Below are 24,685 nucleotides of genomic sequence, written 5' to 3'. Positions count from 1 at the left end.
GCGGGTCTAACACCCTCAGTTCCGCGGGAGACGTATTGCAATGGCCTTCGTTCCTTTCGACGATCGTGACGGCTGGATCTGGGTAGATGGCGATTTCGTGCCCTGGCGGGAAGCGAAAACGCACGTTCTGACCCATGCCCTGCATTACGGATCGTCCGTGTTCGAGGGTGAGCGTATGTATGGCGGCGAAATCTTCAAGCTGACGCCCCATTCTGAGCGCCTGAAGCGGTCGGCCGAACTGCTCGATTTCGAAATCCCTTACAGCGTCGCCGAGATCGACGCCATCTGCAACGACACCTGCGCCCGGAACGGCCTGACCGACTGCTACGTGCGGCCCGTCGCCTTCCTGGGGCCGGAGCAGACCAGCGTCTCGGCCCTGAACAACAAGGTGCACCTGGCCGTCGCCGTGTGGGACTGGCCCAGCTATTTCGACCCCGAGGTCAAGGCGCGCGGCCTGCGGCTGGAATGGTCCAAGTGGCGCCGCCCCGATCCGGCCACCGCCCCGACCACGGCCAAGGCGGCGGGTCTGTACATGATCTGCACCATGTCCAAGAACGCGGCCGAGCGGCGCGGCTTCGCCGACGCCATGATGCTGGACTGGCGCGGCTTCGTGGCCGAGGCGACCGGCGCCAACGTCTTCTTCGTCAAGGACGGCGTGCTGCACACGCCAAGGGTCGACCACATCCTGGACGGCATCACCCGCCAGACGGTGATCGAGATCGCCCAGGCCAAGGGGATCGAGGTGGTGGTGCGCGACATCCGGCCGGAGGAACTGTCGGACTTCTCCGAATGCTTCCTGACCGGCACGGCGGTCGAGGTGACCCCGGTCAGCGAGATCGGCGACTATCGCTTCACGCCCGGCGCCCTGTCGCTGGACTTGATGGAGCACTACGGCAGGCTGGTGCGCCGCCAGCTGTAGGGCGTCACCAGCGCAGGGCGAAACGGCCGACCACGGCGCCGATCAGGCCCGCCGCGGCCACGCCCAGCGTGTACCAGGTGGCGACGAAGGCTGCCGTCGCCTCGCCGCAATGCAGCAGGCCGTAGGCGGTCGCGGCGATGCCGCCGGCCGCCACGCCCAGCGCCAGGCCCGCCGCCGTCGGGCGCGTGGGGGCCAGCTTGCGCGCCGACAGGAAGACCAGCGGCGCGGCGAAGGCCGACGCCAGCACGATGTTGCGCCCGCAGACGGTCCAGGTTCCGCCCAGCCAGCCGGCCATGCGCTGGTCCGCCGGGGTCATCGCCGTCTCAATCCCGCCCCACAGGACGGCGGCCGCCACCACCGCCAGCAGCATCGCCGCCGCCGGGCGCGCGTCGATGCCGGGACGCCCCAGGCGCGTGGCCAGCCGGATCGCCGCCCCCGCCAGAAGGGCGGTGTAGATCGCCTTGAGCCAGGGCGTCGGCGCCTGCAGCGCCTCGGTCAGGTCGGGGCGGACGCCCAGGAGCAGGGCCACCGCGACCGTCGCCGCGCCGCCCGCCCAGCAGAGCCATGCCGGGTCCATCCGCGCGGGCGCGACGGGTTCCAGTCCCGCCGCCAGGGCGTCGATCAGGTCGTCAGTCTTCATCGGTCTTCACGCTGGCGGACAGCGTCTTCATGGAGCGGTGGACGCTGACCTTGGCCGCGCCCTCGGTGAAGCCGTTGCGGGCGGCCGCCTCGGCCAGGCTGAAACCGCCGATGCGCACGTCCTCGATCAGGCGGCGCTGGCGCAGCGGCAGATGGACAGGACCGTCTTCAAGTCGCGGCGGATGACGCCGTCCTCGACCGTGTGTTCGGCCAGAAGGACCGAGGCCTCCTCCAGCGGCACGTCGGGGCGCCGGCCCAGGCGGCGGAAATGGTCGATCAGCTTGTAGCGGGCGATCGCATAGGCCCAGGCCGTGAACGGCAGCGACCGGTCATAGGTCGCGCGCTTGGCGTGGATGGCGATCAGACAGTCCTGCACGAGATCCTCCGCATCGGCCTCGCAGCCGATCAGGCGACGTTTGAAGAAGGGGGTCAGGGCGCCGCGCATCTCGGACAGCAGGGCGCGCCAGGCCGCGGCGTCGCCATCGAGACCCCGCAACATCAGACGCTTGAGCTCGGCTTCCCTGTCGACCACGCAGCGTTCCATTCGCGTCGGACCGGTCGATGGTTACACGACGGCGCGGAAATTCCTCGAGGACTTTTTTCGTAACCTGCGCCGCCGTCGCGACGAACCCTCTCCCGTCAGGCCGCTCCGCCCCGGACCGGTCCCCTACAGGAGACGACCCCGATGCAAACCACCCTCGCCACCTCCGCCAAGATCGCGATCGGCGCCGGCGCCCTTCTGGCCCTGGGCGCCCACGCCGCCGCCGCGCAAAACCGTCCCTCCGCCGAGCAGGAACGCGCGATGGAGAAGTGCTACGGCGTGGCCAAGGCCGGCCAGAACGACTGCGCCGCCGGCCCCGGCACCACCTGCGCCGGCACCTCGGTGCGCGACTATCAGGGCAACGCCTGGAAGCTGGTCGCCAAGGGCACCTGCACCTCGATCCAGACGCCCAAGGGCAATGGCTCGCTGACCGCCATTCCGAACCGCTGATGTCCGTCGCCCCGACCGCCGGGCTCGGTCTGAAGCCCCAGCACTATGCCGAGGCGGACGGCCAGCCGGCGGTCGGCGCGCAGGACGGCCTGTGGTTCGAGGTCCATCCCGAGAACTACATGGTCGCCGGCGGGCCGCGCCTGACCTGGCTGGAGCGCATCGCGCGCGCCGGCCGCTGTCGCTGCACGGCGTGGGCCTGTCGCTGGCCGGGGACGAGCGCCCCGACCGCGCGCACCTGGCCCGCTTCCGCGCCCTGATCGATCGGTTCGAGCCCTTCGTGGTGTCCGAACATCTGGCCTGGTCGCGGCGCGGGAACGTCTATCACCCTGACCTCCTGCCGGTCCCGCGCAGCCGCGAGATGCTGCGACTGGTCTGCGACCACGTTGAAGAGGCGCAGGAACATCTGGGACGCCGCCTGCTGATCGAGAACCCGACCGCCTATCTGCCGATGGCCGGTCATGAGTGGGACGAGGTCGACTTTCTGGTCGAGATCGCCCGGCGCACCGGCTGCGGCCTGCTGGTGGACGTCAACAATGTGCACGTCAGCGCCGCCAACATGGGCCTGTCGGCCGAGGCGTGGCTGGACGCCGTGCCCGGCGACTTGGTCGGCGAAATCCACCTGGCGGGGCATCGCCCCGATCCGGTCTGGGGCGAAAGCCTGCTGATCGACAGCCACGACGCCCCGGTCGACGAGGCCGTCTGGCGCCTGCACCGGCGCCTAGTCGACCGCATCGGCGCCCGGCCGACCCTGATCGAGCGGGACGGACAGGTCCCCGCCTTTGCCGAGCTTCTGGCCGAACAGGCCCGCGCCGCCGACGCGCTGGCCGCCGTGGAGACCCACGCATGACCGCCTTTCACGACGCCTTCGAGACCGCGCTTCAGGGCCGGTTCGACGATCTGTGGCCGCATCTGGCGCCGGACGACCGAACGCTGGGCGCCGTCGCCGTCTATCGCAACACCGCCATCAAAGGCCGCATCGACGCCTTGGAGGCCAACTATCCGACCGTGTCGCAGCTGGTTGGCGGCGAATGGTTCCGCGCCGCCGCGCGCGAGTTCGTCGAGGAACAGCCCGGCGACGATCCCGTCCTGGCCGCCTATGGCGCGGGCTTTCCCGACTGGCTGGCCCGGTTCGAGCCGGCGCGGGAGATGGCCTATCTGGCGCGCCGCGCGCTTGGACCGCGCCTGGACCGAGGCGCACCTGGCGCCGGACGCGCGCACGCTGAACGCCCGTCAGGCCGCGGCCCTGGGCCTGGCCCTGACCGGCGTCCCCGCCCGGCTGCACCCGTCGGCGCGCCTGTTCTGGTTCGACTGGACCGCGCCTTCGCTGTGGCTGGCGCACCGCTATCCTCAGTCCGGGGCCGAACTGGCCTGGCGCGCCGAGCCGGAGGGCCTGCTGGTCCACCGTCCGGACGCCGAGGTCCGGGCGCGCCGCCTGACCCGCGCCGAATGGGTCTTCCTGGGCGCCTGCCGCAAGGGCCGCGCCTTCGGCGCCGCCGCGCTTTCCGCCCAGTCGGCCCAGCCGGGCCTGGACGTCCCCGCCCTGTTCGCCGGCCTGATCGCGCTCGGCGTCTTCGAAACCATCCAGAGACCGAACCCATGACCGTCATCGCCCGTTTCCACCAGCGCCTCACCGACGCCGTTCCCGAATGGCCGCTGGCCCTGCTGCTGCGCGTCGGCGTCGCCGCGCCCTTCTTCCTGTCCGGCCGCACCAAGGTCGACGGCCTGCTGACCCTGTCGCCGTCAACGGAGTATCTGTTCGCCGAGGAGTACCGCGTGCCGCTGCTGCCGCCGGACCTGGCGGCGCATCTGGCGACCTATGCCGAACACGCCCTGCCGATCCTGCTGGTGCTGGGCCTGCTGACCCGGCCGGCGGCGATCGGCCTGCTGCTGATGACGGCGGTGATCCAGCTGTTCGTCGTGCCGACCGGCTGGCCCACCCACCTGCTGTGGGCCGGGCCGCTGGTCTATCTGATCGCGCGCGGGCCCGGCGCGGCCAGCCTGGATCGGGTTTTCCGTCTGGACTGAGGCCCCGGCGCCCTTGCCAGCCGCGTCAACTTGTCCTTGAAGCGGATGAAGCCGCCGCGCGGCGTGGGAATCCGACTTCATGTTCAGCCTCCTGAACCTCCAGAGCCTGTTCGGCCTGGTCGTCATCGTCGCCCTGTGCTGGGCGATCTCGGAGAACCGCCGGGTGTTCCCGTGGAAGCTGGCGCTGGGCGCGGTGGCGGTGCAGGCGGCGCTGGTCCTGGCCCTGTTCGCCATCCCCGGATCGCGCGGCGTGCTGGCGGCGGTGACGGGCGCCATCGACGGCCTGGCGGCCGCCACGGCCCAGGGCACGCGGTTCGTGTTCGGCTATCTGGCGGGCGGCGAGCAGCCCTATGCGGTGGCCAACGAGGGGGCGCTGTTCACCTTCGCCTTCAACGTGCTGCCGCTGATCCTGGTGATCTCGGCCCTGTCGGCCCTGCTGTGGCACTGGAAAATCCTGAAGTGGCTGATCCGGGGCTTCGGCTTCCTGTTCCAGCGGACCATGGGTCTGGGCGGCGCCTCGGCCCTGGCGGTGGCGGCCAACATCTTTCTGGGCACGATCGAGAGCCCGATCGTCATCAAGGCCTATCTGGACAAGCTGAGCCGGTCGGAGATCTTCCTGATGATGACCGTCGGCCTGCCACCGTCGCGGGTTCGACCATGGTGGCCTACGCCAGCATCCTGTCCCAGACCCTGCCCAATGCGGCGGGGCACGTGCTGGTCGCCTCCATCGTCTCGGCGCCCGCCGGGGTGCTGCTGGCGCGGATCATCGTGCCGGAGCCCAACAAGGAGGCCGCCCAGGCCATCAGCTACGATTCCGCGCTGAAGTACGACAGCGCCATCGACGCCATCTCCAAAGGCACGTCGGACGGGCTGATGGTGGTGCTGAACATTTCGGCGGTGCTGATCGTCTTCGTGGCGCTGGTGGCTCTGGTCAATGTGATGCTGAGCGGTTTCGTCGTGTTCGGCGAGCCGCTGACGGTCGAGCGGATGCTGGGCGTGCTGTTCACCCCCCTGGCCTGGCTGACGGGGGTCGAGGCGTCCGAGGCGGGCAAGGCCGGCTGGCTCTTGGGCGTCAAACTGACCCTGACCGAGTTCGTCGCCTTCATCGACCTGGGTCGCATTCCGGCGGGCGAGATGAGCGAGCGCACGCGGATGCTGATGACCTACGCCCTGTGCGGCTTCGCCAACATCGGTTCGGTCGGCATCACGGTGACCGGCCTGTCGGTCCTGATGCCCGAGCGGCGCGAAGAGGTGCTGGGCCTGATCTGGAAGGCCCTGTTCGCCGGCTTCATGGCCACCTTGATGAGCGCGGCCATCGTCGGCGCCTTGCCCGCGGCGGTGTTCGCGCAGTAGCGTTTCCAAACGCAACGGGAACGCCGCTATGAAGCTGTACACCTCACACCGCGCGCCCAACCCGCGCCGGGTCCGCTGGATCATGGCCGAGAAGGGCATCCAGGACGTCGAGGTCGTCGAGATCGACATCATGTCGGGCGAACACCGCACGCCCGACTACCGGGCGAAGTTCGGCGTGCCGCACGTTCCGGCCTTGGAGCTGGCTGACGGAACCCGGCTGACGGAATCGATCGCTATCGGCCGCTATCTGGAGGCGCTGCATCCGGAGCCGAACCTGTTCGGCCGCGACCCGAAGGAGCAGGCCGTCATCGAGATGTGGATGCGCCGGTGCGAAATCTATCTGGCCAATCCGATGATGCTGACCGTGCGCTTCAGCCATCCGGCCCTGGCGGTGCTGGAGACGCCGCAGCCCCAGGTGGCCGAGTACAATCGCGCGGGCGCCGAGAGGTTCATGAAGACGCTGGACCGGCGCCTGGCCGACACCGAATTCATCGCCGACCGCTTCACCATCGCCGACATCGTCGCCGTGGTGGGCCTGGATTTCGGCCGGCTGATCAAATACCGCCCGCCGGCCGAGCTGGAGAACCTGGCGCGCTGGCTGGAGACGTGCCGCGCGCGGCCGGCGGCGCAGGCGGGGGTGTGATTGAAAATTCGGGTTAGCTAGGTTAGCTTACCGGCATGGCCGTCACCGCGAACATCCACGAAGCCAAGACCACGCTGTCGAAGCTGATCGAACGCGCGCTGGCGGGCGAGGAGGTGGTGATCGCCAAGGCGGGCAGGCCGCTGGTGCGGCTCAATCCGATCCAGCCGGAGGAGAGTCCGAAAAGGAAGCGGGAGTTCGGCCGGATGCGAGACGAAATCCACTTGGCGGACGATTGGGACAGCCCCGAAACCAACGAGGAGATCGCCCGCATGTTCTATGAAAGCGAAATCTCTCCGGGCGATCCGAGCCCCACGGATTGAGATACCTGCTCGACACCAACGTCGCGATCTGGCTGATCGCGAAGCCCGAGAGATTGTCGGGCTTAACCCTTGAACGACTGGGCGACACGTCCAACGAAATAGTCGTCAGCGCCGTGTCCGTGGTGGAAGTCGCGATCAAGCGCTCTCTCGGCAAGCTCGATATCAACGAGCGCTTCATCGAGGAGTTGCAGGCCCAGGACTGTCGGTTCCTGTCGGTGAACGTTCGTCATGCCTGGCAAGTCTCCAGCCTGCCTTGGATTCATCGGGATCCCTTCGATCGATTGATCGTCGCGCAGGCCCAGATAGAAGGTGCGACGTTGGTCACGTCCGACCGGACCTTGATCGACTATGACGTCCAGGTCCTGCTGGTCTGACCCGATCACCTGGGCGTGAACTTCCGGATCACGCCCGAGAAGGTCATCAGCAGACGCTCGCCGGCGGTGATCTGGCCGCGCACGAAGATCAGGCTCTTGCCGGCCTTGCTGACCTGGCCGGTCGCCTCGATCAGTTCGCCGACATAGGCGCCGTCGATGAACGTGGAATCCAGCTGCACCGTGACGCCCGAGGCGCCTTCCAGCTCCTGATAGGCAATCTGGAACAGGGCGATGTCGGCGAAGGTCATCAGGCAGCCGCCGTGCATCCGCCCGCCGGCGTTCATGTGCTTGGGCTCGGCGCGGAAGGCGCAGCGCATCTGGCCGTCCGGGTCCGGGCGGCCGTAGAAGGGTCCCACGACGGTGTCGAAGGTGGCGTGGTGGTCGTAGGTCTGCCAGCCGGCGAACTCGCCCTCGGTCACGGTGATCTTGTTGGCCATGTCTTGGTCTTACTTCTGAGCGTGCGGTGCAGCATATAGGCGCGATGAGCGATCCGATCGAAGCCGCAATTTTCGAAAAACTGTCCGCCCTCGGCCCGGGCAAGAGCATAGAGCCGGCCGAGGTGGCCAAGGCGCTGCAGCCCGAACAGTGGCAGCGCATGCTGCCCAAGGTGCGCACGACCGCGCTGGGGCTGATGCGCCAGGGCCGTCTGACCATCACCAAGAAGGGCAAGCCCGTCGATCCGGACGACTTCCGGGGCGTGACCCGGCTGCGGCTGCCGACCGAGGAGGAGACGGCCCTGGCCCTGAGCCGCCGCCCGCCGGTCGAAGAAGGCGATGACGACTGACCTCGACGCGGTCGTCGCCGACATCCGCGCCTGCCGCGCCTGCGCCGGGGCGCTGCCGCATACGCCCCGGCCGGTGGTCTGGGTCTCGCCCGAGACGCGTCTGCTGATCTGCGGCCAGGCGCCGGGTCGGCGGGTGCACGAGAGCGGGCGGCCCTTCACCGACCCTTCGGGCGACCGGCTGCGCGACTGGATGGGGGTGGATTACGAGACCTTCTACGGCGATCCCCGCATCGGGGTGGCGGCCCAGGCCTTCTGCTATCCGGGAACCGCTCCGAAAGGCGGCGACTATCCGCCGCCGCGGCGCTGCGCCGAGCTGTGGCGGCCGCGCTTGCTGGAGGCCCTGCCGGCGGTGGAGCTGACCCTGCTGGTCGGCGGCTACGCCCAGGCCTGGGCGCTGGGCGGACGGGCCAAGGCCAACATGACGGAGACGGTGCGGGCCTGGCGCGACTACGGCCCGGCGGTCCTGCCCCTGCCGCACCCGTCATGGCGCAACACCGCCTGGCTGAAGCGCAATCCCTGGTTCGAGGCCGAGGTCCTGCCGCACCTCAGACAAAGGGTCCGCGCGCTGCGGGAGCGCGCGGACCCCTGAGGTCGTCGTGACGAAATCAGCCGCGGCGGTTGTCGCGGTCGCGACGCTCGTAGCGGACCTGGGCCGACAGGCGGTCGAAGCGACGATCCAGGTCGTTGCGCTCCCAGGCGCTCAGGCCGCCGCGGCGGTAGTTGGCTTCCAGACGCAGCAGGCTGGCGAATTCGCCGCGCACCCGGGTGGCTTCCCGGCGGCTCAGCTGGCCGGTGCGGACGCCCTGGTCGATGCGGCGGTCCAGATTGGCCTGGCGGGCGTTGATCGACTGCCACGAGCCGTAGCTGACGGCGTGCGGCGCCGGGCGATGATAGGATTGGGCGAACGACGGCGCGGCGACCGAAACGGCGGCCAGGGCGACGGCGGTGATGACGAACTTCCGCATGGGAGGACTCCTCGTTTTCGGCGCCGGTCGGGGCGACCAGCGATGAGGCCAGATGACCACCCGGCGGCTGAGCCCGATCTGAACAGGGACGATCAGGTTCGGTTCATCCAGATGAGAAATCGGTCACGATCACCGTTCCTTGGTTTTGCCGCGCCGCCCATTTCACCTATACGGACCATTCAGCGCCTGTTCAGGCGCACGGGGCTAGATCGACCGCCATGTTCCGCAAACCCGCCAGTCTCATCGTCGCCGTCGCGGCCCTGGCCTTCGCTCCCGTCCTGTCGACGGAGGCGGTCGCCCAGTCGCGCGATCAACGTCAGCAGTCGCAGGAGCGGCCCGCGCCGCGCGTCAGCCCGGACGAGGCCCGCCGACGCGGCGGCCAGGCCGGCGGCGGCCGCGTGATCGACACCCAGCCGCGCCGCAACGGCGACTATTCCGTGCTGGTCGAGCGCGACGGCCGGGTGCGCGAGGTCGTGGTCGACGGCCAGACCGGCCGCACCAGCCAGGGCGGAAACGACAACAACACCCAGCGTCGCAGGCCGAACTGATGCGCGTGCTTCTGGTCGAGGACGACGCGGACCTGTCGCGTCAGCTGAAGACGGCCCTGGGCGACGCCGGCTATGCGGTCGATCACGCCCCGGGCGGCGAGGAAGCCCATTATCTGGGCGAGAACGAACCCTATGACGTCATCGTGCTGGACCTGGGCCTGCCCAAGATCGACGGCGTGTCGGTGCTGGAGCGCTGGCGGCGCGAGGGCAAGGCGACGCCGGTGCTGATCCTGACCGCGCGCGGCGCCTGGTCGGACAAGGTGGCGGGCTTCGACGCCGGGGCCGACGACTATCTGACCAAGCCCTTCCATACCGAGGAGCTGCTGGCGCGGCTGCGCGCGCTGCTGCGCCGCTCGGCCGGCCACGCCTCGGCGACGCTGTCGTGCGGCGGCCTGCGGCTGGACCCGCGCGCGGCGCGGGCCAGCGTCAACGGCGAGCCCCTGCGCCTGACCAGCCTGGAATACCGGCTGCTGCACTACATGATGATGCACCAGGGCCGGGTCATCAGCCGCACCGAACTGGTCGAGCACCTGTATGACCAGGACTTCGACCGCGACTCCAACACCATCGAGGTGTTCATCGGCCGGGTGCGCAAGAAGGTCGGATCGGATCGGATCGAGACCGTGCGCGGCCTGGGCTATCGGCTGACGCCCCTGCCGGGCGAGACCGAAGCGGCGTGAACGAGGCCCCGGCCCCCGCGTCCGCGCGGCCGCCGCGGCGGGACTGGGGCCGCTGGTTCGGGCGGCCCGGCCGTTCGCTGACCCGGCGCCTGATCTGGCTGGCGGCGGCGTGGATCCTGCTGGCCCTGGTGATCGCGGCCCTGTTCCTGACCCAGGCCTTCCAGGAATCGGCCCTGCGCCGGCTGGGAAACGTGCTGAACGAGACGGTCGACGAGATCGTGGTTGCGGCGGCGCGCACGCCGCGCGACCAGGCCGTGCCCCAGATCCAGGACGCCCGCACCCTGCGCCTGCTGTCGGGCAAGTACTGGGCGATCGCGCGCGAGGGGGCGGACGGGCGGCTGGTGATGCTGGAGCGGTCCCGCTCGCTGTGGAACTACGACCTGGACACCCCGCCGGACCTGCCCGACCGGTTGGACGCGGCCTTCGGCGACGTCATCAGCTTCAACACCGTGGGCCCCAAGGGCGAGCCCCTGCGCGCGGCCGCCAGCATGAAGTCCATCCCGCGCTACGACGAGCCGGTCGTCTTCCTGGCCGCGCTGGACCGGTCGAATATCGACGCCGACACCCGCCAGTTCGCCACCGTGACCTGGATCGCCCTGCTGGTGATGGGCTTCGGCCTGGTGTCGGCGGTCTTCATCCAGGTCCAGGTCGGCCTGCGCCCCCTCTATGATCTGAGGAACGAGATCGCCGATGTCCGCAAGGGCAAGGCGGCGCGGATCGGGCGCAGCTATCCGGTCGAGATCCAGCCCCTGGCCGAGCAGGTCAACCGCCTGCTGGACCACAATCAGGAGGTCGTGGAGCGCCAGCGCACCCACGTCGGCAACCTGGCCCATGCGCTGAAGACGCCGATCTCGGTGATGATGGCCGAAGCGGGGACGGCCGAGGGGACGCTGCCGGAACTGGTCCGGCGCCAGACCAAGGTGATGCAGGGCCAGGTCGATCACCACCTGCGCCGCGCCCGCGCCGCCGCCCGCGCCGCCCACGGCCTGGGCGAGAAGACCGACGTGCCCGAGGTGCTGGACGAACTGGCGGTGATGATCGAGCAGGTGTTCCGCGACAAGGGGGTGGAGATCGACTGGCGCGCGCCCGACGGCCTGGCCTTCCTGGGCGAGCGGCAGGACCTGCAGGAAATCCTGGGCAATCTGATCGAGAACGCGGCCAAGTTCAGCCGACGGCGCGTGCGCGTGTCGGCGGGGCCGGACGGGCTTGGACGGCTGGTCACGGTGATCGAGGACGACGGGCCAGGCCTGCCCGAGGCCGCCCGCGCCGAGGTGCTGAAGCGCGGCGCGCGCCTGGACGAGGACGCGCCGGGATCGGGCCTGGGCCTGTCCATCGTCGACGACCTGACGCGGGCCTATGGCGGCCGGATGAGGCTGGGGGACAGCGACATGGGCGGGCTGAAGGTGGTGCTGGAGCTGCCCGCCGCCGAACTGTGACGCCAAGCGCTTGTTAATCTCGGCGGCCCACCATGTCGCCGAACGGCGGAGACGGGGTTGGCCACGCTATCCGAAACGCAACGGTCGGTCCTGACGGGCCTCATCCAGCGCTGCGGCGACGCGGTGCTGGACGGCCTGCGCGGCGGCTTTCCGGTCGAGGGGGCGGCCGACGACCGCACCGCCGACCTGGCCCGGATGATCGAGGACGAGTGGCGCGGCCGCCGCCGTCGCGACATCGCCCTGGCGCCCCTGGCCCCGATGTTCGCGCCCCGCCAGGACGGCGTCGCCGGCCTGACCTTCCCCCCGGGCGCGCGCGACCGCGCCTGGCGCGTCGCCGCCGAGCGCGAGGCCGACCTGCTGCCGCTGCTGGACGGGGCGGGCCCGACCGAGGGCGACTGGACGACGGCCGCCGACCGGCTGTGCGCCGCCGCCGCCGCCGCCGTGCGCGACCGCCACGGCCAGGTCTGGCCCGACGCCCCGCGGGAGGCGCGCGAGGAACTGGCCGGCTGTTTCGACCTGGGACCGCTGGCGCGCCGCGCCCTGCCGCGCCTGCCGGCCTGGCTGGAGCGGCCCGACGACGAGCAGGCGGCGGGGCTGCGGCTGCTGATCCAGGACGCCAACGCCGTCGGCGAGCAGGGCGGCCGGCGGATCGTCGACATCCTGTTCGCCCATGTGGCCGACGCCGAACGGATGCTGCGCGTCGTCACCCGGACCAGCCGCTCGGCCGGCAACGAACTGGTGCTCAGCCATTCGGAGATGGCGGTCTTCGTCGACCGGCTGCTGGCCTCGGTGACGGAACGGGTGGCGCGGCTGGGCGCCCTGGGGTCGGCGCCGGGCGAGGCGGAGGCCCAGGCCGCCGTGACCGACGCGGAATGGTGCGCCGCCGTCCTGTCGGAACTGGACCTGACGCTGCAGCTGCGTCCGGACTCGCCGTGGGGCAAGACCACGCGAATGGCGCGGGTCAAGCTGTCCGGCCAGCTGTCGGGGCTGATGCGCTCGGCCGGGGCGGCGGCCCATGCGGCCTTGCCGATGAAACGCCAGACCATCGCCGGGCGGATGACGCGCATGGCGCCCTGGCTGGAGGCGCCGACCGAGGGCGAGCCGATCGAGGCGGCGGCGGCCCTGCTGGGACTGGTGACGGCCTTGCGCGGACCGGCGGTGGTGTTCGGCAGCGAATCCGACCGCCAGCGGCTGAACGCCGAACTGACCGACTATCTGACCATCTGGGCCAACGAGGCCCTGGACAGCGTCGCCGACGGCGAGGCGCCGGACGTGGACCGGGCGCTTCGGCTGGTCGGGATCGCCGCGCGCTATCTGACCCTGATCGAAGCGCTGGAGGCGGCGCGCACCGTGCGGCGGCGCGCGGCGACGGCCGAGACGGCGCGGGCCACGGCGGGCGCGGCGTCGCGGGCGCTTTGACGGCCGGCCCGCATGGGCTAGACGGCGGGCCATGATCGTCTTCTGGATGATGACTGGCCTCGCCGCCGCCCTGGCCGCCCTGGCGGTGCTGGGCGGCGCGCGGCGCGGCGCGACGGCGGCGCCCCGGGCGGAAACCGCCGCGGGACTGCGCGAGATCGAGGAACTGGACCGGCTGAAGGCGCGGGGCCTGATGGACGAGGCCGCCCACGCGGCGGCGCGGGCCGAGGCGGCGCGGCGGCTGCTGGCGGGCGAGGCGGCCCAGGCGGACCGCCCGGTCCGCGCCGGGCCCCGCGACCGGCTGTGGGTGCTGGCCGGGATCGGGGCGGCGACGGCGGCGGCGCTGGGCCTCTATGTCCTGGTCGGGGCGCCCGGCCTGCCGGACCAGGGCTACGAAGGCCGGGTCGATCAATGGGCCGAGACGCCGGACGCGCTGCAGCCGCCGCAGCTGGCCGCCGTGGTCGCCCGCGTGGTGCGCGAGCGGCCCGACGATCCGCAGGCGCTGGCCATGCTGGGCGCCGCGCGGTTCCAGGCCGACGACCCCTTGGGTGCGGCCTCGGCCTTCCGTCGTCTGGTCGCGTTGCGTCCCGACGACGGCCAGGCCTGGGCGCGGCTGGGCGAAAGCCTGGTGCGGGCCAACGACGACCGGATCGGCACCGACGCCGAGGCCGCCTTCCGCGAGGCCGTGCGCCACGATCCCGACCAGCTGGGCGCGCGCTTCTTCCTGGGCGAGGCGGCGCTGAGGCGCGGCGATGCGGCGCAGACGCGCGCCCAGTGGACGCCGCTGATCGCCGCCCTGGACCCCAGCGATCCGCGCCGCCAGGACCTGGAGCGGCGGATCCCCCGGCGGGGGCGCAATGACGCTTTGGCGCCGCGCCGCACGGCGGCTATATCGGCGCCTTCCGTTCGCCGTTCCCGGATCGTCCGCCGCATGAGCTGGCTGCCCAAATCGCCGAAGGCGCGTCGCCGCCTGTGGGTCGTCGCCGCCGCGGCGCCGATCCTGGCCCTGGCGGTCGGCCTGTCGCTGTGGGCGATGCAGGACAGCGTGACCTTCTTCTATTCCCCGTCCGAGGCGACGGCCGAGACGGCGCCGGCGGGCCGTCCCATCCGCCGGGCGGCCTGGTCGAGGCGGGCAGCGTGCACAAGGCGGCCGATGGCTCGGTGGCCTTCGTCGTCACCGACAACGCCGGAACCGCGCGGGTGCTGTATCACGGCGACCTGCCCGACCTGTTCCGCGAGGGGCAGGGCATCGTGGCGCAGGGGTCGTTCGGCCCCGACCGGGTCTTCCAGGCCAGCCAGGTCCTGGCCAAGCACGACGAAAACTACATGCCGCGCGAGGTCGCCGACCGCCTGAAGGAAAAGGGCGAATGGCGGCCTGAGGGCGCCGGCGCCGGCCAGGGCCGGGAGACCCTATGATCGTCGAGTTCGGGACCTTCGCCCTGGTCCTGGCCCTGGCGCTGTCGGTGTTGCAGACCGCGATGTCGGCGGCGGGGCGCTGGCGGCGCAGCCCGGTGCTGGCCGGGGCGGGCGAGGGGGCGGCCCTGGCGGCGGCGGCGGCGGTCGCCCTGGCCTTCGCCGCCCTGATCTACGCCTTCGTGACGTCCGACTTCTCGGTGTCGAATGTGGCGGGCAACAGCCACACCGACAAGCCGATGCTGTACAAGGTCGCCGGCGCCTGGGGCAGCCACGAGGGATCGCTGTTGCTGTGGTGCCTGGTGCTGACGGTGTTCGGCGGCGCGTTGGCGCGGGCGCGGGGCCTGCCGTTCGGGCTGAAGGCCTCGGCGGTCGCGACCCAGGGCGCGCTGGGATCGCTGTTCCTGGCCTTCGCCGTCTTCACCTCCAGCCCCTTCGTCCGGTTGGACCCGGCCCCGTTCCAGGGGGCGTCGCTGAATCCGCTGCTGCAGGACCCGGCGCTGGCCGTGCATCCGCCGCTGCTCTACGCCGGCTACGTCGGCTTTTCCGTCTGCTTCTCCCTGGCCGTCGCGGCCCTGATCGAGGGGCGGGCGCAGACCGCCTTCTGGCCCGCCTGGGGGCGCTGGGTGCGGCCGTGGGCACTGGCCAGCTGGGCCTTCCTGACGGTGGGCATCGCCCTGGGCAGCTTCTGGGCCTATTACGAACTGGGCTGGGGCGGCTGGTGGTTCTGGGACCCGGTGGAGAACGCCAGCTTCATGCCCTGGCTGGCCGGGGCGGCCCTGCTGCACAGCGCGGTGGTGACGGAACGGCGCGGGGCGCTGGCGGGATGGACGGTCTTCCTGGCGCTCCTGGCCTTCACCTTCTCGATGCTGGGAGCCTTCCTGGTGCGCTCGGGCGTGCTGACCAGCGTTCACGCCTTCGCCGTCGATCCGCAGCGGGGGCTGATGCTGCTGGCCATCCTGGGCGTCACGGCCGGCGCCGCCTTCGCCCTGTTCGCCTGGCGCAGCCCGCAGCTGAAGGGCGGCGGAATGTTCGCCCCCGTCAGCCGCGAGGGCGCGCTGGTGCTGAACAACCTGTTCCTGACGGCGGCGGCGGCGACGGTGCTGCTGGGCACCCTCTATCCGCTGATCCTGGAGGCGGCGTCGGGCGCGACCATCTCGGTCGGCCCGCCCTATTTCGCCGCGACCTTCGTTCCCTGATGACGGTCGCCTTCCTGATCCTTCCGGCCGGGCCGCTGCTGGCGTGGAAGCGGGGCGATCTGACCGGGGCGTTTCAGCGCCTGTGGGTCGCCGCGGTCCTGGCCGTGGTCGCGGGCCTGGCCGCCTTCGCCCTGTTCGAGCCGAGGAAGGCGCTGGCCGCCGCCGGCGTCGCCCTGGGGGCCTGGCTGATCGCCGGGCCGCTGGCCGAGGTCGCCGAACGCGGCCGGCTGATGCGCGCGCCCCTGGCCGAGAGCCTGCGCCGGCTCCGGGGGCTGCCGCTGGGCGCCTGGGGCATGACCCTGGCGCATCTGGGGCTGGGGGTCTTCATCCTGGGCGCCGTGGTCGAGACCGGCTTCAAGGCCGAGGCCGCGCGCGCCCTGACCCTGGGCCAGAGCGTCTCGGCCGGACCGTGGGCGGTCACGCTGGACCAGGTGCAGGTGGTGGAGGGGCCGAACTATCTGGCCGAACAGGGCCGGCTGACGGTGCGCCGCGCGGATGGCGCCGGGCGGGCCGCGACGGTGACGCCCGAGCGCCGCTTCTTCCCCGCGGGGGGACAGACGACGACCGAGGTGGGGCTGGATTTCCGCGGGCTGGACGACGTCTATGTGGTGCTGGGCGAGCGGACCGAGGTCGCGGGCCGGCCGGCCTGGACCGTGCGCCTGTACTGGAACCCGTGGGCGCGGCTGATCTTCCTGGGGCCGGCGATCATGGCGCTGGGCGGCGCGCTTTCCCTGATGGACCGGCGCCTGAGGCTGGGCGTCGGCGCGCGGCGGAGGAAGCCGGCGTGAAGCGCCTGTCCGTCCTGCTGGCCGCGCCGATCCTGGCCGTGATGCTGGTTGCGGCCGAGCCTGCGGCGGCGCCCGACCGTCCGCTGCCCGACGCGGCGCAGGAGGCCCGCGCCCGCGCCCTGTTCGCCGACGTGCGCTGCGTGGTCTGCCAGCACGAATCCATCGCCGACAGCCCGGCGGGCGTCGCGGGCGACATGCGCCGCCTGATCGCGAGGAGATCGCCGCCGGGGCCGACGACGCGGCGGTGCGGGCCGACCTGGTGCGCCGCTTCGGCGACTATGTGCTGTTCCGCCCGCCGGTGCGGCCGGGGACCTGGCTACTGTGGTTCGGCCCGTTCGCCCTGGTGCTGTCGGCCGGGGCGGTGCTGCTGGCGCGCCGTCGCGCGGCGTCGGCGGAGCCCGCGCCCCTGTCGGCGGACGAGCAACGCCGGCTGGACGATCTTCTCCAAAATGAGAACCTTCGCCGCGATCCTGACGCAACCTCGCCTCACGACGGGCGCTAGGCGGGAACAACGATCGTCGGCCGGGTTTTGGCCTTCGGGCGGATCGGCCTATATCAGACGCGACCCGGGCCCGCTCGGCCCGGACAGAGGATCGCAAGGACCACGATGCTGAAGCGCAAGGAGTTCATTCTGGGGGCCGCGGCCGGCCTGACCCTGGCGGCGGCCGCGACCGCCGGCGGCGTCATCACCTGGCCCGGCGCGCACGCCGAGCCCCAGGCCGTGAACCGGATCACCCCGGTGCCCGCCAACGGCGACAGCTTCTCGCCCCCGCCCGGCGCGCCCAACAGCTTCGCCACCATCTTCGAACAGGTGGCGCCGGCGGTGGTGCAGATCGACGTGACCGTGCCGGTCGAGCAGCCGCAAGGGTTGTTCCAGATCCCCGGCCTGCCGTTCCAGTTCGTGCCGCCGAATGGCCGCGGCGGCCAGGGCCAGGACGCCGAACCGCAGACGACGCAAGGGGCCGGCTCGGGCTTCTTCATCTCGCAGGACGGCTACATCGTCACCAACAACCACGTCGTCGCCGACGCCACCGAGATTAAGGTGAAGATGTCCGACGGCCGCGAACTGCCGGCCCGCCTGATCGGCCGCGACCAGGGCACCGACCTGGCCGTCATCAAGGTCGAGGGCGACGACTTCAAATACGTCAGCTTCGAAGAGACGGCCCAGCCCCGCGTGGGCGACTGGGTCATCGCCGTGGGCAATCCCTTCGGCCTGGGCGGCACCGCCACGGCCGGCATCGTCTCGGCCAAGGCGCGCGACATCGATCCCTCGGGCTACAACGATTACATCCAGATCGACGCGGCCATCAACCGGGGCAACTCGGGCGGGCCGACCTTCGACATCTACGGCCGCGTCATCGGCGTGAACTCGGCCATCTATTCGCCGACCGGCGGCTCGGTCGGCATCGGCTTCGCCATCCCGGCCGAGACCGCCAAGTCGATCACCGCCCGCCTGATGCGCGGCGAAACGATCGAGCGCGGCTATCTGGGGGTGCAGATCACCAACCTGGCCGACGAATATCGCGAAAGCCTGGGGCTGCCCGCCACGCAGAAGGGCGCCTATGTCGCCGAGGTGACGCCGGACGCGCCGGCGGCGCGCGGCGGCCTGCGCCCGGGCGATGTGGTGGTTTCGCTGAACGGCAAGGCGGTCGAGGGCTCCACCGAGCTGACCCGCGCCGTCGGCGCCGCCAAGCCGGGCGACAACCTGCGCCTGGAGGTCCTGCGCGAAGGCCGTCGCCAGACGATCGACATCCGCGCCGGCACCCGCCCGGCGGATCTCGAGATCGCCGCCGACGACGACAGCGGCTCGGGCGCGCCGGCCAACCCCGGCGCCGCCGCCGGCGAGGTGGTCGAGGGCATGACGGTGGCGCCGCTGAACGGCGCCCTGCGTCGTCGCTTCGACATCCCCGAGACGGTCGACGGCCTGGTGGTCACCGCGGTCAGTCCGCAGTCGCGGGCCGGACGGATGCAGTTCCAGCCGGGCTTCGTCATCATGCAGGCGAACGGCCGCAGCCTCGGTTCGGCCGCCGACCTGAAGGGCGCGGTCGAAACGGTGAAGAGCGCCGGCCGTCCGGGCGTCCTGCTGCTGGTCCGCACGCCCCAGGGCAACCGTCCGGTGGTCCTGCCGCTTGGGGACAAGAACTGATCGGCAGTCTGAACAAGCCTTAACTCGTCAATCGCCGCCGATGCGCTACCATCGGCGGCGATTTTGATTCCGGGAGGGGTTCATGCGGATTCTGGTGGTCGAGGACGACGCCGAGGCGGCGACCGCCATGGTGCGGGGCCTGACCGAGGCGGGCCACGACGTGACCCACGCGGTGGACGGCGCCTTCGGCCTGCTGGAGGCGCAGAAGGGCGGCTACGACGTCTATGTCGTGGACCGGATGATGCCGCGCCTGGACGGCGTCGGCATGGTCGAGACGGTGAGGAAGGGCGGCGACCAGACGCCGGTGCTGTTCCTGTCGGCGCTGGGCGAGGTCGAGGACCGCGTCACGGGCCTGAAGGCCGGGGCCGACGACTATCTGGTCAAGCCCTACGCCTTCGCCGAACTGATCGCCCGGGTCGAGGCCCTGGCCCGCCGTCGCGAGACCGGCGGCGTCCTGACCGTGCTGAAAGTCGGCGAACTGGAGATGAACCTGATCGCCCGCACCGTGCACCGCGAGGGCCAGGAGATCGACCTTCAGCCGCGCGAGTTCCAGCTGCTGGAGTTCCTGATGCGCCACGCCGGCCAGTCGGTGACGCGCACCATGCTGCTGGAAAAGGTCTGGGAATACCACTTCGACCCCCAGACCAACGTCATCGACGTCCACATCAGCCGCCTGCGCTCCAAGATCGACAAGGGCTTCGAAAAGGCCATGCTGCAGACCGTGCGCGGCGCGGGGTATCGGCTGGAGGCGTAACTTTTCTCCCTCCCCTTCATGGGGAGGGTGGTCGAGCGAAGCGAGACCGGGTGGGGGAATATCCGTGTCAGAAGCCACGAGCCGCGCTCGCGCCATGCGCAAGACGATGACGCCGCCAGAGGCGCGGATGTGGGTGAACCTGAAGCGTCTTCGCGCCCAAGGGTATCATTTCCGACGACAGGCTCCGTTTCGCGGCTACTTCCTGGATTTTGTCTGTTTCGAGAGACGGCTGGTGATTGAAGTCGACGGTCAGCATCACGGCGAGGAGGCGCAGGCTCTGCATGACGCGCGTCGCGATGCGACCCTGGCGACCGAGGGCTTTCTGACTTTGCGTTTCGACAATCCATCTATCCGCGATCACATCGGCGACGTGATGGATCATGTGCTGAGGACGCTTCAGGCGCGCCCCACCCGGTCGCTGCGCGACCACCCTCCCCATGAAGGGGAGGGAGAATAGGTGCGCCTTCCCTCCCTTCTCCGCCGCACGCCGTTCCGGCTGACGCTGCTGTTCCTGGCGCTGTTCGTGGCGGCGGCGGGGGCGATCCTGGCCTATGTCTATTTCGCCTCGGCGTCGGAGGCCCAGGCCCGGGCGCAGGCCGACGTGCAGGGGGAACTGAACGCCCTGACCGCCATACACCGGACGCGCGGCGTCGACGCCCTGAACCAGGCGCTGGTGGAGCGCACCATCCGGGGCGGACCCTATCTGTATCTGCTGACCGGGCCGGACGGGAAGATCGTCACCGGCAACCTGTCGGTCATGCCGTTCGACCTGAAGCAGCCCCGCCAGGCCGGGCGCGGCGAATGGAGCACCTTCCGCCTGACCACGACCGACGAGGACGGCCGGGTCGAGAACCGCCGCTCGATCGGCGTGATCCTGCCGCTGACCGGCGGCGAAACCCTGTTCGTGGGCGAGGACATCGGCGGGATCGAGGAATATCTGTCGCGCCTGACCCAGGCGCTGTGGGGGGCGATGGCGCTGGTCATCCTGCTGGGCCTGGCCGGCGGCCTCTATGTCAGCCGGCGCGTCGAGGCGGCGATGGCCGGGTTGAACCGCGTCGTCCAGGCGGTGCAGGAGGGCGACCTGAAGCAGCGCGCGCCCTTGCGCCATTCCGGCGACGAACTGGACGAACTGGGCCAGGGGCTGAACATCATGCTGGACCGGCTGGAGACCTCGATGGCCTCGATCCGCCACGCCGGGGACGCCATCGCCCACGACCTGCGCTCGCCGCTGACCCGGATGCGGGCCAAGCTGGAGGTCGCCCTGATCGACGCCGAGGCGGGCAAGGTGAACGGGGTCGACGCCCTGACCATCGCCCTGGACGAGGCGGACCAGTTGCTCAAGACCTTCAACACCGTGCTGGCCATCGCCCGTCTGCAGGCGGGCGGGGCCCCGGACCCCAAGGTGTTCGACGCCGCCGACCTGGCCGCCGACATGGCCGAACTGTACGAGCCCGCCGCCGAGGACAAGGCCATCGACTTCTCCGCCGAGGTCGAGAAGGGGCTGATGGTCGAGGGCAACCAGCCCTTCCTGGCCCAGGCCCTGGCCAATCTGATCGACAACGCCATCAAATACACCCCGGCCGGCGGCGCGGTGAAGCTGCGGGCGCGGCGGCGATCGTCGGGCGAGATCGAATATTCCGTGACCGACACCGGACCGGGCGTGCCCGAGGAAGACCGCGAGCGGGTCGTGCAGCGCTTCGTGCGCCTGGACAACAGCCGCACCGAGGCCGGTTCGGGCCTGGGCCTGTCGCTGGTCACGGCGGTGGCCGAGGCGCACGGCGGGCGGATCGTGCTGGACGAAGGCCCCGGGGCGTACGGCGACTTCGGGCCCGGCCTGCGCGTGGCGCTGGTGCTGCCGCCGGCGGCGAACTGACCCTTTTTCCGTTCCTCCCGGCGAACGCCGGGACTCAGGTCTTTGGGCGTTCCAACTTGTGGAACGTGTCGGGGTCGTGGTCCAACGCAAGCGATGCGAAAGCGCTGGGTCCGGCTTTCGCCGGGATGAGCGGACGATTCATGGCCAAGCCCCTGTTCCACAGCCTGAAGCCCGCCGGCCCGGTGGCGAACGCCGCCGCCGCCGACCGCCTGCATGAGGCCCTGATCGAGGCCGCGGGGACCGACGGCTGGTCCGACACCCTGGCCGCAGCCTGGCCCGCGCTGGCGCCCGTGGCGGGGGCCTCGCCCTATCTGTCCGGGCTGATGCGACGGCGCCCCGCACACCTGCGCCGGATCCTGGAGACCGACCCGGACGCGGCCCTGGCCGATATCCTGTCGCGAACCGACGCCCTGGATGACGAACCGGAGGCGATGAAACAGCCGCTGCGCGTGCTGAAGGCGGACCTGCACCTGCTGACGGCCCTGGCGGACCTGGGCGGGGTTTGGGGGCTGGACGCGGTGACGGGCGCCCTGTCGCGCTTCGCCGACGCCGCCTGCCGTGCGGCGCTCAGGGCCGTGGGCGCCGAACAGCGCGCGCGCGGGCGTCTGATCTCGCCCGCCGACGACGCGCGCGGTCCCGTGCCGGGCCTGTTCGGCCTGGCCATGGGCAAGCACGGCGCGAATGAGCTGAACTATTCCTCCGACATCGACATCTCGCTCTTCTTCGAGCCCCGGCTGCTGACCCTGGCCCTGCGCGAGGGCGAGGAGATGCAGGATTTCGTCAACCGCGCGGCGCGGACCCTGGCCACCCTGCTGACCGAACGGACGGCCGACGGCTACGTCTTCCGCGTCGATCTGCGTCTGCGGCCCGACCCGTCGTCGACCCCGCCGGTGGTCGCCGCCCCCGCCGCCCTGGCCTATTACGAAAGCGTCGGCCAGAACTGGGAACGGGCCGCCTTCATCAAGGCGCGGCCGGTGCTGGGCGACCTGCGATCGGCCGGCCGGTTCCTGAAGGCGCTGCAGCCCTTCATCTGGCGGCGCAGCCTGGACTACGCCGCCGTGCTCGACATCCAGGCGATCAAGCGCCAGATCCACGTGCACAAGACCGGCGAGGGGCTGCAGGCGGCGGGCGCCAATCTGAAGCTGGGCCGCGGCGGCATCCGCGAGATCGAATTCTACGCCCAGACCCAGCAGCTGATCCTGGGCGGACGCGATCCGGCCCTGCGGGCGTCGCGCACCCTGGAGGCCCTGAGCGCCCTGTCGGCCGCCGGCCACGTGCCCGCCGACGTGACGCGGGAGCTTTCGGCGGCCTATGTCGAACTGCGCGGGCTGGAGCACCGCGTGCAGATGCTGGATGACGAGCAGACCCATCGCCTGCCCGAGGCGGCCGACCGGCGCGCGGCCGTGGCGGCCCTGGCGGGGCAGGGCGACCTGGCCGCCTTCGACGCGCACGTCGAGCGGCTGCTGGTCGGGGTCAACCGGCGCTACGGCGAACTGTTCGAGGGCGGCGAGGAGCTGGACTCCGCCTATGGCAGTCTGGTGTTCACCGGGGTCGAGAACGATCCGGAGACGCTGGAGACGCTGAGGCGGATGGGCTTTTCCGAGCCGGGGCCGGTGGCCGACACGATCCGCAGCTGGCACCACGGCCGCATCCCGGCGACGCGGACCGAGCGCGGGCGCGAGCTGTTCACCCGCCTGGCGCCGCGCCTGCTGGAGGCCCTGGCGCGCTCCGGCGCGCCCGACGCCGCCTTTCCGCGTTTCGCCGCCTTCTTCTCGGGGCTGGCGGCGGGGGTCCAGGTCCAGGCCCTGTTCCTGAACCAGCCCAGGCTGTTCGAGATGGTGGTGGGGGTGATGGCCTTCGCCCCGCGCCTGGCGCGCACCCTGGCGCGCCAGCCCGCGGCCCTGGACGGGGTGTTGGACGCCCGTTTCCTGACCGACCTGGCCGAGGACACCGGCCTGACCGAGCAGATGGCGCGCGAGGCGGGCGAGGCGGGCGATTTCGAGGGGGCGATGAACGCGGTCCGGCGGCTGCACCGCGAACAGCTGTTCCGCATCGGCATGCACGCCCTGTCGGGGCGGGCGGGGCCGGAGGCGGCCGGCCGCGCCTACGCCGCCCTGGCCGACGCGGCGATGCGGACCCTGGCCCCGGCGGCCCTGGCCGAGACCGAACGGCTGGGCGGCGCCCTGCCCGGCGCGGTGGCGGTGGTCGCGCTGGGCAAGGCCGGATCGCGCGAGATGACGGCCGGGTCGGACCTGGACCTGATGACCCTCTACGACGCGCCGGCGGGCGCGGCCTCGACGATCAAGGACTGGAGCGCGGACGTCTTCTACGTGCGTTTCACCCAGCGGCTGATCTCGGCCCTGTCGGCGCACACGGCCGAGGGCGGGCTGTATGAGGTGGACATGCGGCTGCGGCCGACCGGCTCCAAGGGGCCGGTGTCGGTGCGGCTGTCGGCCTTCGACGATTATTACGCCCGCGAGGCCGAGACGTGGGAGTTCATGGTCCTGACCCGGGCGCGCGTGGTCTGGGCCAGCGATCCGGCGTTCGCAGAGCGGGTGTCGGCGGCGATCGAGGCGGCGCTGCGCCGGCCCCGGCCGGGGGTGGACGTGGCCGCCGACGTCCGCAAGATGCGCGCCCTGATGGACCGCGAGCGCCGGCCGCACGGCTTCTGGGACCTGAAACTGTCGGCGGGCGGCCAGGTGGACGCCGAATTCGTCGCCCAGTATCGCCAGCTGCAGGCCGCCGTCATCGGCGAGCCGCTGACCGTCTCGACCCTGGAGGCGCTGCACGACGACGCCGTCCTGGCCGAGGCCTGGCGGCTGCAGCAGCGGCTGGGCCAGCTGCTGGCCGCCGCCTTCGAGGGGCGGGTCGACCCGGAGAGCGAGCCGGCCGTGTTCCGCCATCGGCTGGCCGAGGCCGCCGGCGCGCCGGACTTCGACACGCTGAAGCGCGAGCTGACGGAGCTGAGGACGCGCGCGCGCGCCGCCTTCGAACGCGCGGTTCCCGCCGGTCGCGACGGATAGTCGTTGGTTCTCCGTTCAACGTCTCGACAGGGTTGAACACCGGCCGCCGCGCGCGGCCTCAGGAGACCATCGACATGAGAAAGACCATCATCGCCGGCGTCGCCGCCGCCGCCCTGGCCGCCATGACCGGCGCGGCCGCGGCCCAGACCGCCGCGCCCGCGCCGAGGGGCGAGGCGCGCCCCCATCGGCTGGCCGGGGACGCCGACCGCGACGGCCGCGTGACCCAGGCCGAGTTCGTCGACGGCCGCGTGGCGCGCCTGACGGCCATGGACGCCAACGGCGACGGCGCGGTCTCGCGCGAGGAAATGCAGGCGGCCGGCCAGGCGCGGCGCGCCGAGAGGGCCGACCGGCGCTTCGCGCGTCTGGACGCCGATTCCAACGGCGCGGTCAGCCGTG

The 24,685-nt window shown here is 71.4% G+C and carries 23 protein-coding genes and 8 pseudogenes; 26 read left to right on the top strand and 5 right to left on the bottom strand.

Annotated features, from left to right (window positions below; translation table 11 throughout):
* The first annotated feature begins 40 nt into the window (after nucleotides 1-40).
* Entirely contained in the window at nucleotides 41-919 is an 879-nt protein-coding gene (locus tag MU852_RS06475) for a branched-chain amino acid aminotransferase (RefSeq protein WP_249751505.1), read from the top strand.
* A 4-nt stretch (nucleotides 920-923) separates the two neighbouring features.
* On the opposite strand, the gene MU852_RS06470 is transcribed toward MU852_RS06475, so the two are convergent.
* From MU852_RS06470 to MU852_RS06465, 3 genes are read right to left on the bottom strand one after another with little or no spacing between them, the layout of a single operon-like run.
* Nucleotides 924-1,559: an NrsF family protein gene (locus MU852_RS06470; protein WP_249751504.1), complete on the bottom strand. Its 636-nt coding sequence runs from the start codon at nucleotides 1,557-1,559 to the stop codon at nucleotides 924-926.
* The gene (locus MU852_RS17300; RefSeq protein ID WP_283843807.1) at nucleotides 1,549-1,677 is read right to left on the bottom strand and encodes a hypothetical protein; all 129 of its coding nucleotides are present in this window, start codon (nucleotides 1,675-1,677) and stop codon (nucleotides 1,549-1,551) included. The genes MU852_RS06470 and MU852_RS17300 overlap by 11 nt, the downstream gene beginning before the upstream one ends.
* An 8-nt stretch (nucleotides 1,678-1,685) precedes the next feature.
* Nucleotides 1,686-2,090: a sigma factor gene (locus tag MU852_RS06465; RefSeq protein ID WP_249751503.1), complete on the bottom strand. Its 405-nt coding sequence runs from the start codon at nucleotides 2,088-2,090 to the stop codon at nucleotides 1,686-1,688.
* Nucleotides 2,091-2,243: 153 nt separating this feature from the next.
* Between MU852_RS06465 and MU852_RS06460 the strand changes: the two genes are divergently transcribed.
* From MU852_RS06460 to MU852_RS06425, 9 genes and pseudogenes are all read left to right on the top strand, one after another.
* On the top strand, nucleotides 2,244-2,549 hold the full coding sequence (locus MU852_RS06460; protein ID WP_249751502.1) for a BufA1 family periplasmic bufferin-type metallophore: 306 nt from the start codon (nucleotides 2,244-2,246) through the stop codon (nucleotides 2,547-2,549).
* Nucleotides 2,549-3,396 (top strand): annotated as a pseudogene (gene bufB / locus MU852_RS06455) (MNIO family bufferin maturase). The gene MU852_RS06460 and the pseudogene bufB overlap by 1 nt, the downstream one beginning before the upstream one ends.
* Nucleotides 3,393-3,659: pseudogene (locus MU852_RS18175) on the top strand (HvfC/BufC N-terminal domain-containing protein); the annotation flags it as partial. The pseudogenes bufB and MU852_RS18175, both read left to right, overlap by 4 nt.
* Nucleotides 3,660-3,720: 61 nt before the next feature.
* The gene (locus MU852_RS06450; RefSeq protein ID WP_249751501.1) at nucleotides 3,721-4,149 is read left to right on the top strand and encodes a hypothetical protein; all 429 of its coding nucleotides are present in this window, start codon (nucleotides 3,721-3,723) and stop codon (nucleotides 4,147-4,149) included.
* Nucleotides 4,146-4,574, top strand: coding sequence for a DoxX family protein (locus MU852_RS06445; protein ID WP_249751500.1), 429 nt, complete (start codon nucleotides 4,146-4,148; stop codon nucleotides 4,572-4,574). The genes MU852_RS06450 and MU852_RS06445 overlap by 4 nt, the downstream gene beginning before the upstream one ends.
* Before the next feature lie 79 nt (nucleotides 4,575-4,653).
* Nucleotides 4,654-5,927, top strand: a pseudogene (locus MU852_RS06440) (NupC/NupG family nucleoside CNT transporter).
* Between the two features lie 28 nt (nucleotides 5,928-5,955).
* Complete coding sequence (locus tag MU852_RS06435) at nucleotides 5,956-6,570, top strand: glutathione S-transferase family protein (RefSeq protein WP_249751499.1); 615 nt, start codon at nucleotides 5,956-5,958, stop codon at nucleotides 6,568-6,570.
* 35 nt (nucleotides 6,571-6,605) lie between these two features.
* Nucleotides 6,606-6,890, top strand: coding sequence for a type II toxin-antitoxin system Phd/YefM family antitoxin (locus MU852_RS06430; RefSeq protein WP_249751498.1), 285 nt, complete (start codon nucleotides 6,606-6,608; stop codon nucleotides 6,888-6,890).
* Nucleotides 6,887-7,264 (top strand): type II toxin-antitoxin system VapC family toxin, encoded by a 378-nt coding sequence (locus tag MU852_RS06425; RefSeq protein ID WP_249751497.1) that lies wholly within the window; start codon nucleotides 6,887-6,889, stop codon nucleotides 7,262-7,264. Before MU852_RS06430 ends, MU852_RS06425 begins: the two co-directional genes overlap by 4 nt.
* Before the next feature lie 5 nt (nucleotides 7,265-7,269).
* Here MU852_RS06425 and MU852_RS06420 read toward each other — a convergent pair whose 3' ends face one another.
* Nucleotides 7,270-7,701 (bottom strand): PaaI family thioesterase, encoded by a 432-nt coding sequence (locus MU852_RS06420; protein WP_249751496.1) that lies wholly within the window; start codon nucleotides 7,699-7,701, stop codon nucleotides 7,270-7,272.
* Between the two features lie 44 nt (nucleotides 7,702-7,745).
* Between MU852_RS06420 and MU852_RS06415 the strand changes: the two genes are divergently transcribed.
* Nucleotides 7,746-8,048: a DUF3253 domain-containing protein gene (locus tag MU852_RS06415; RefSeq protein WP_249751495.1), complete on the top strand. Its 303-nt coding sequence runs from the start codon at nucleotides 7,746-7,748 to the stop codon at nucleotides 8,046-8,048.
* Nucleotides 8,038-8,637, top strand: a complete 600-nt coding sequence (locus MU852_RS06410) for a uracil-DNA glycosylase family protein (protein WP_249751494.1) — start codon at nucleotides 8,038-8,040, stop codon at nucleotides 8,635-8,637. Before MU852_RS06415 ends, MU852_RS06410 begins: the two co-directional genes overlap by 11 nt.
* A 16-nt stretch (nucleotides 8,638-8,653) precedes the next feature.
* On the opposite strand, the gene MU852_RS06405 is transcribed toward MU852_RS06410, so the two are convergent.
* On the bottom strand, nucleotides 8,654-9,013 hold the full coding sequence (locus MU852_RS06405; RefSeq protein WP_249751493.1) for a hypothetical protein: 360 nt from the start codon (nucleotides 9,011-9,013) through the stop codon (nucleotides 8,654-8,656).
* Between the two features lie 218 nt (nucleotides 9,014-9,231).
* Between MU852_RS06405 and MU852_RS06400 the strand changes: the two genes are divergently transcribed.
* The 14 genes and pseudogenes from MU852_RS06400 to MU852_RS17295 all read left to right on the top strand — a co-directional run.
* On the top strand, nucleotides 9,232-9,561 hold the full coding sequence (locus MU852_RS06400) for a hypothetical protein (protein ID WP_249751492.1): 330 nt from the start codon (nucleotides 9,232-9,234) through the stop codon (nucleotides 9,559-9,561).
* On the top strand, nucleotides 9,561-10,241 hold the full coding sequence (locus MU852_RS06395; protein ID WP_249751491.1) for a response regulator transcription factor: 681 nt from the start codon (nucleotides 9,561-9,563) through the stop codon (nucleotides 10,239-10,241). The genes MU852_RS06400 and MU852_RS06395 overlap by 1 nt, the downstream gene beginning before the upstream one ends.
* Nucleotides 10,238-11,677, top strand: a complete 1,440-nt coding sequence (locus MU852_RS06390; RefSeq protein WP_249751490.1) for a sensor histidine kinase — start codon at nucleotides 10,238-10,240, stop codon at nucleotides 11,675-11,677. The genes MU852_RS06395 and MU852_RS06390 overlap by 4 nt, the downstream gene beginning before the upstream one ends.
* 57 nt (nucleotides 11,678-11,734) lie before the next feature.
* Nucleotides 11,735-13,096, top strand: a complete 1,362-nt coding sequence (locus tag MU852_RS06385; RefSeq protein ID WP_249751489.1) for a hypothetical protein — start codon at nucleotides 11,735-11,737, stop codon at nucleotides 13,094-13,096.
* 31 nt (nucleotides 13,097-13,127) lie between these two features.
* A pseudogene (ccmI, locus tag MU852_RS18170) lies at nucleotides 13,128-13,901 on the top strand (c-type cytochrome biogenesis protein CcmI); the annotation flags it as partial.
* 123 nt (nucleotides 13,902-14,024) lie between these two features.
* Nucleotides 14,025-14,509, top strand: a pseudogene (gene ccmE / locus MU852_RS06375) (cytochrome c maturation protein CcmE).
* Nucleotides 14,506-16,493 (top strand): annotated as a pseudogene (locus MU852_RS06370) (heme lyase CcmF/NrfE family subunit). Before ccmE ends, MU852_RS06370 begins: the two co-directional pseudogenes overlap by 4 nt.
* Nucleotides 16,494-16,534: 41 nt before the next feature.
* Nucleotides 16,535-16,995: pseudogene (locus MU852_RS18165) on the top strand (cytochrome c-type biogenesis protein).
* A gap of 105 nt (nucleotides 16,996-17,100) precedes the next feature.
* Nucleotides 17,101-18,639: a Do family serine endopeptidase gene (locus tag MU852_RS06355; RefSeq protein ID WP_249751487.1), complete on the top strand. Its 1,539-nt coding sequence runs from the start codon at nucleotides 17,101-17,103 to the stop codon at nucleotides 18,637-18,639.
* Between the two features lie 82 nt (nucleotides 18,640-18,721).
* The gene (locus MU852_RS06350) at nucleotides 18,722-19,393 is read left to right on the top strand and encodes a response regulator transcription factor (RefSeq protein ID WP_249751486.1); all 672 of its coding nucleotides are present in this window, start codon (nucleotides 18,722-18,724) and stop codon (nucleotides 19,391-19,393) included.
* Nucleotides 19,394-19,457: 64 nt separating this feature from the next.
* Nucleotides 19,458-19,850 (top strand): endonuclease domain-containing protein, encoded by a 393-nt coding sequence (locus MU852_RS06345; RefSeq protein WP_283843804.1) that lies wholly within the window; start codon nucleotides 19,458-19,460, stop codon nucleotides 19,848-19,850.
* Nucleotides 19,851-21,266, top strand: a complete 1,416-nt coding sequence (locus MU852_RS06340) for an ATP-binding protein (RefSeq protein ID WP_249751484.1) — start codon at nucleotides 19,851-19,853, stop codon at nucleotides 21,264-21,266.
* Between the two features lie 140 nt (nucleotides 21,267-21,406).
* Nucleotides 21,407-24,289 (top strand): bifunctional [glutamine synthetase] adenylyltransferase/[glutamine synthetase]-adenylyl-L-tyrosine phosphorylase, encoded by a 2,883-nt coding sequence (locus tag MU852_RS06335; RefSeq protein ID WP_249751483.1) that lies wholly within the window; start codon nucleotides 21,407-21,409, stop codon nucleotides 24,287-24,289.
* Between the two features lie 74 nt (nucleotides 24,290-24,363).
* A pseudogene (locus MU852_RS17295) lies at nucleotides 24,364-24,579 on the top strand (EF-hand domain-containing protein); the annotation flags it as partial.
* Between the last annotated feature and the right edge of the window lie 106 nt (nucleotides 24,580-24,685).

The sequence above is a fragment of the Brevundimonas albigilva genome (assembly GCF_023503965.1).
In the GTDB taxonomy this organism is placed as follows: domain Bacteria; phylum Pseudomonadota; class Alphaproteobacteria; order Caulobacterales; family Caulobacteraceae; genus Brevundimonas; species Brevundimonas albigilva.
This window is presented reverse-complemented; position numbering and strand designations above follow the sequence as displayed.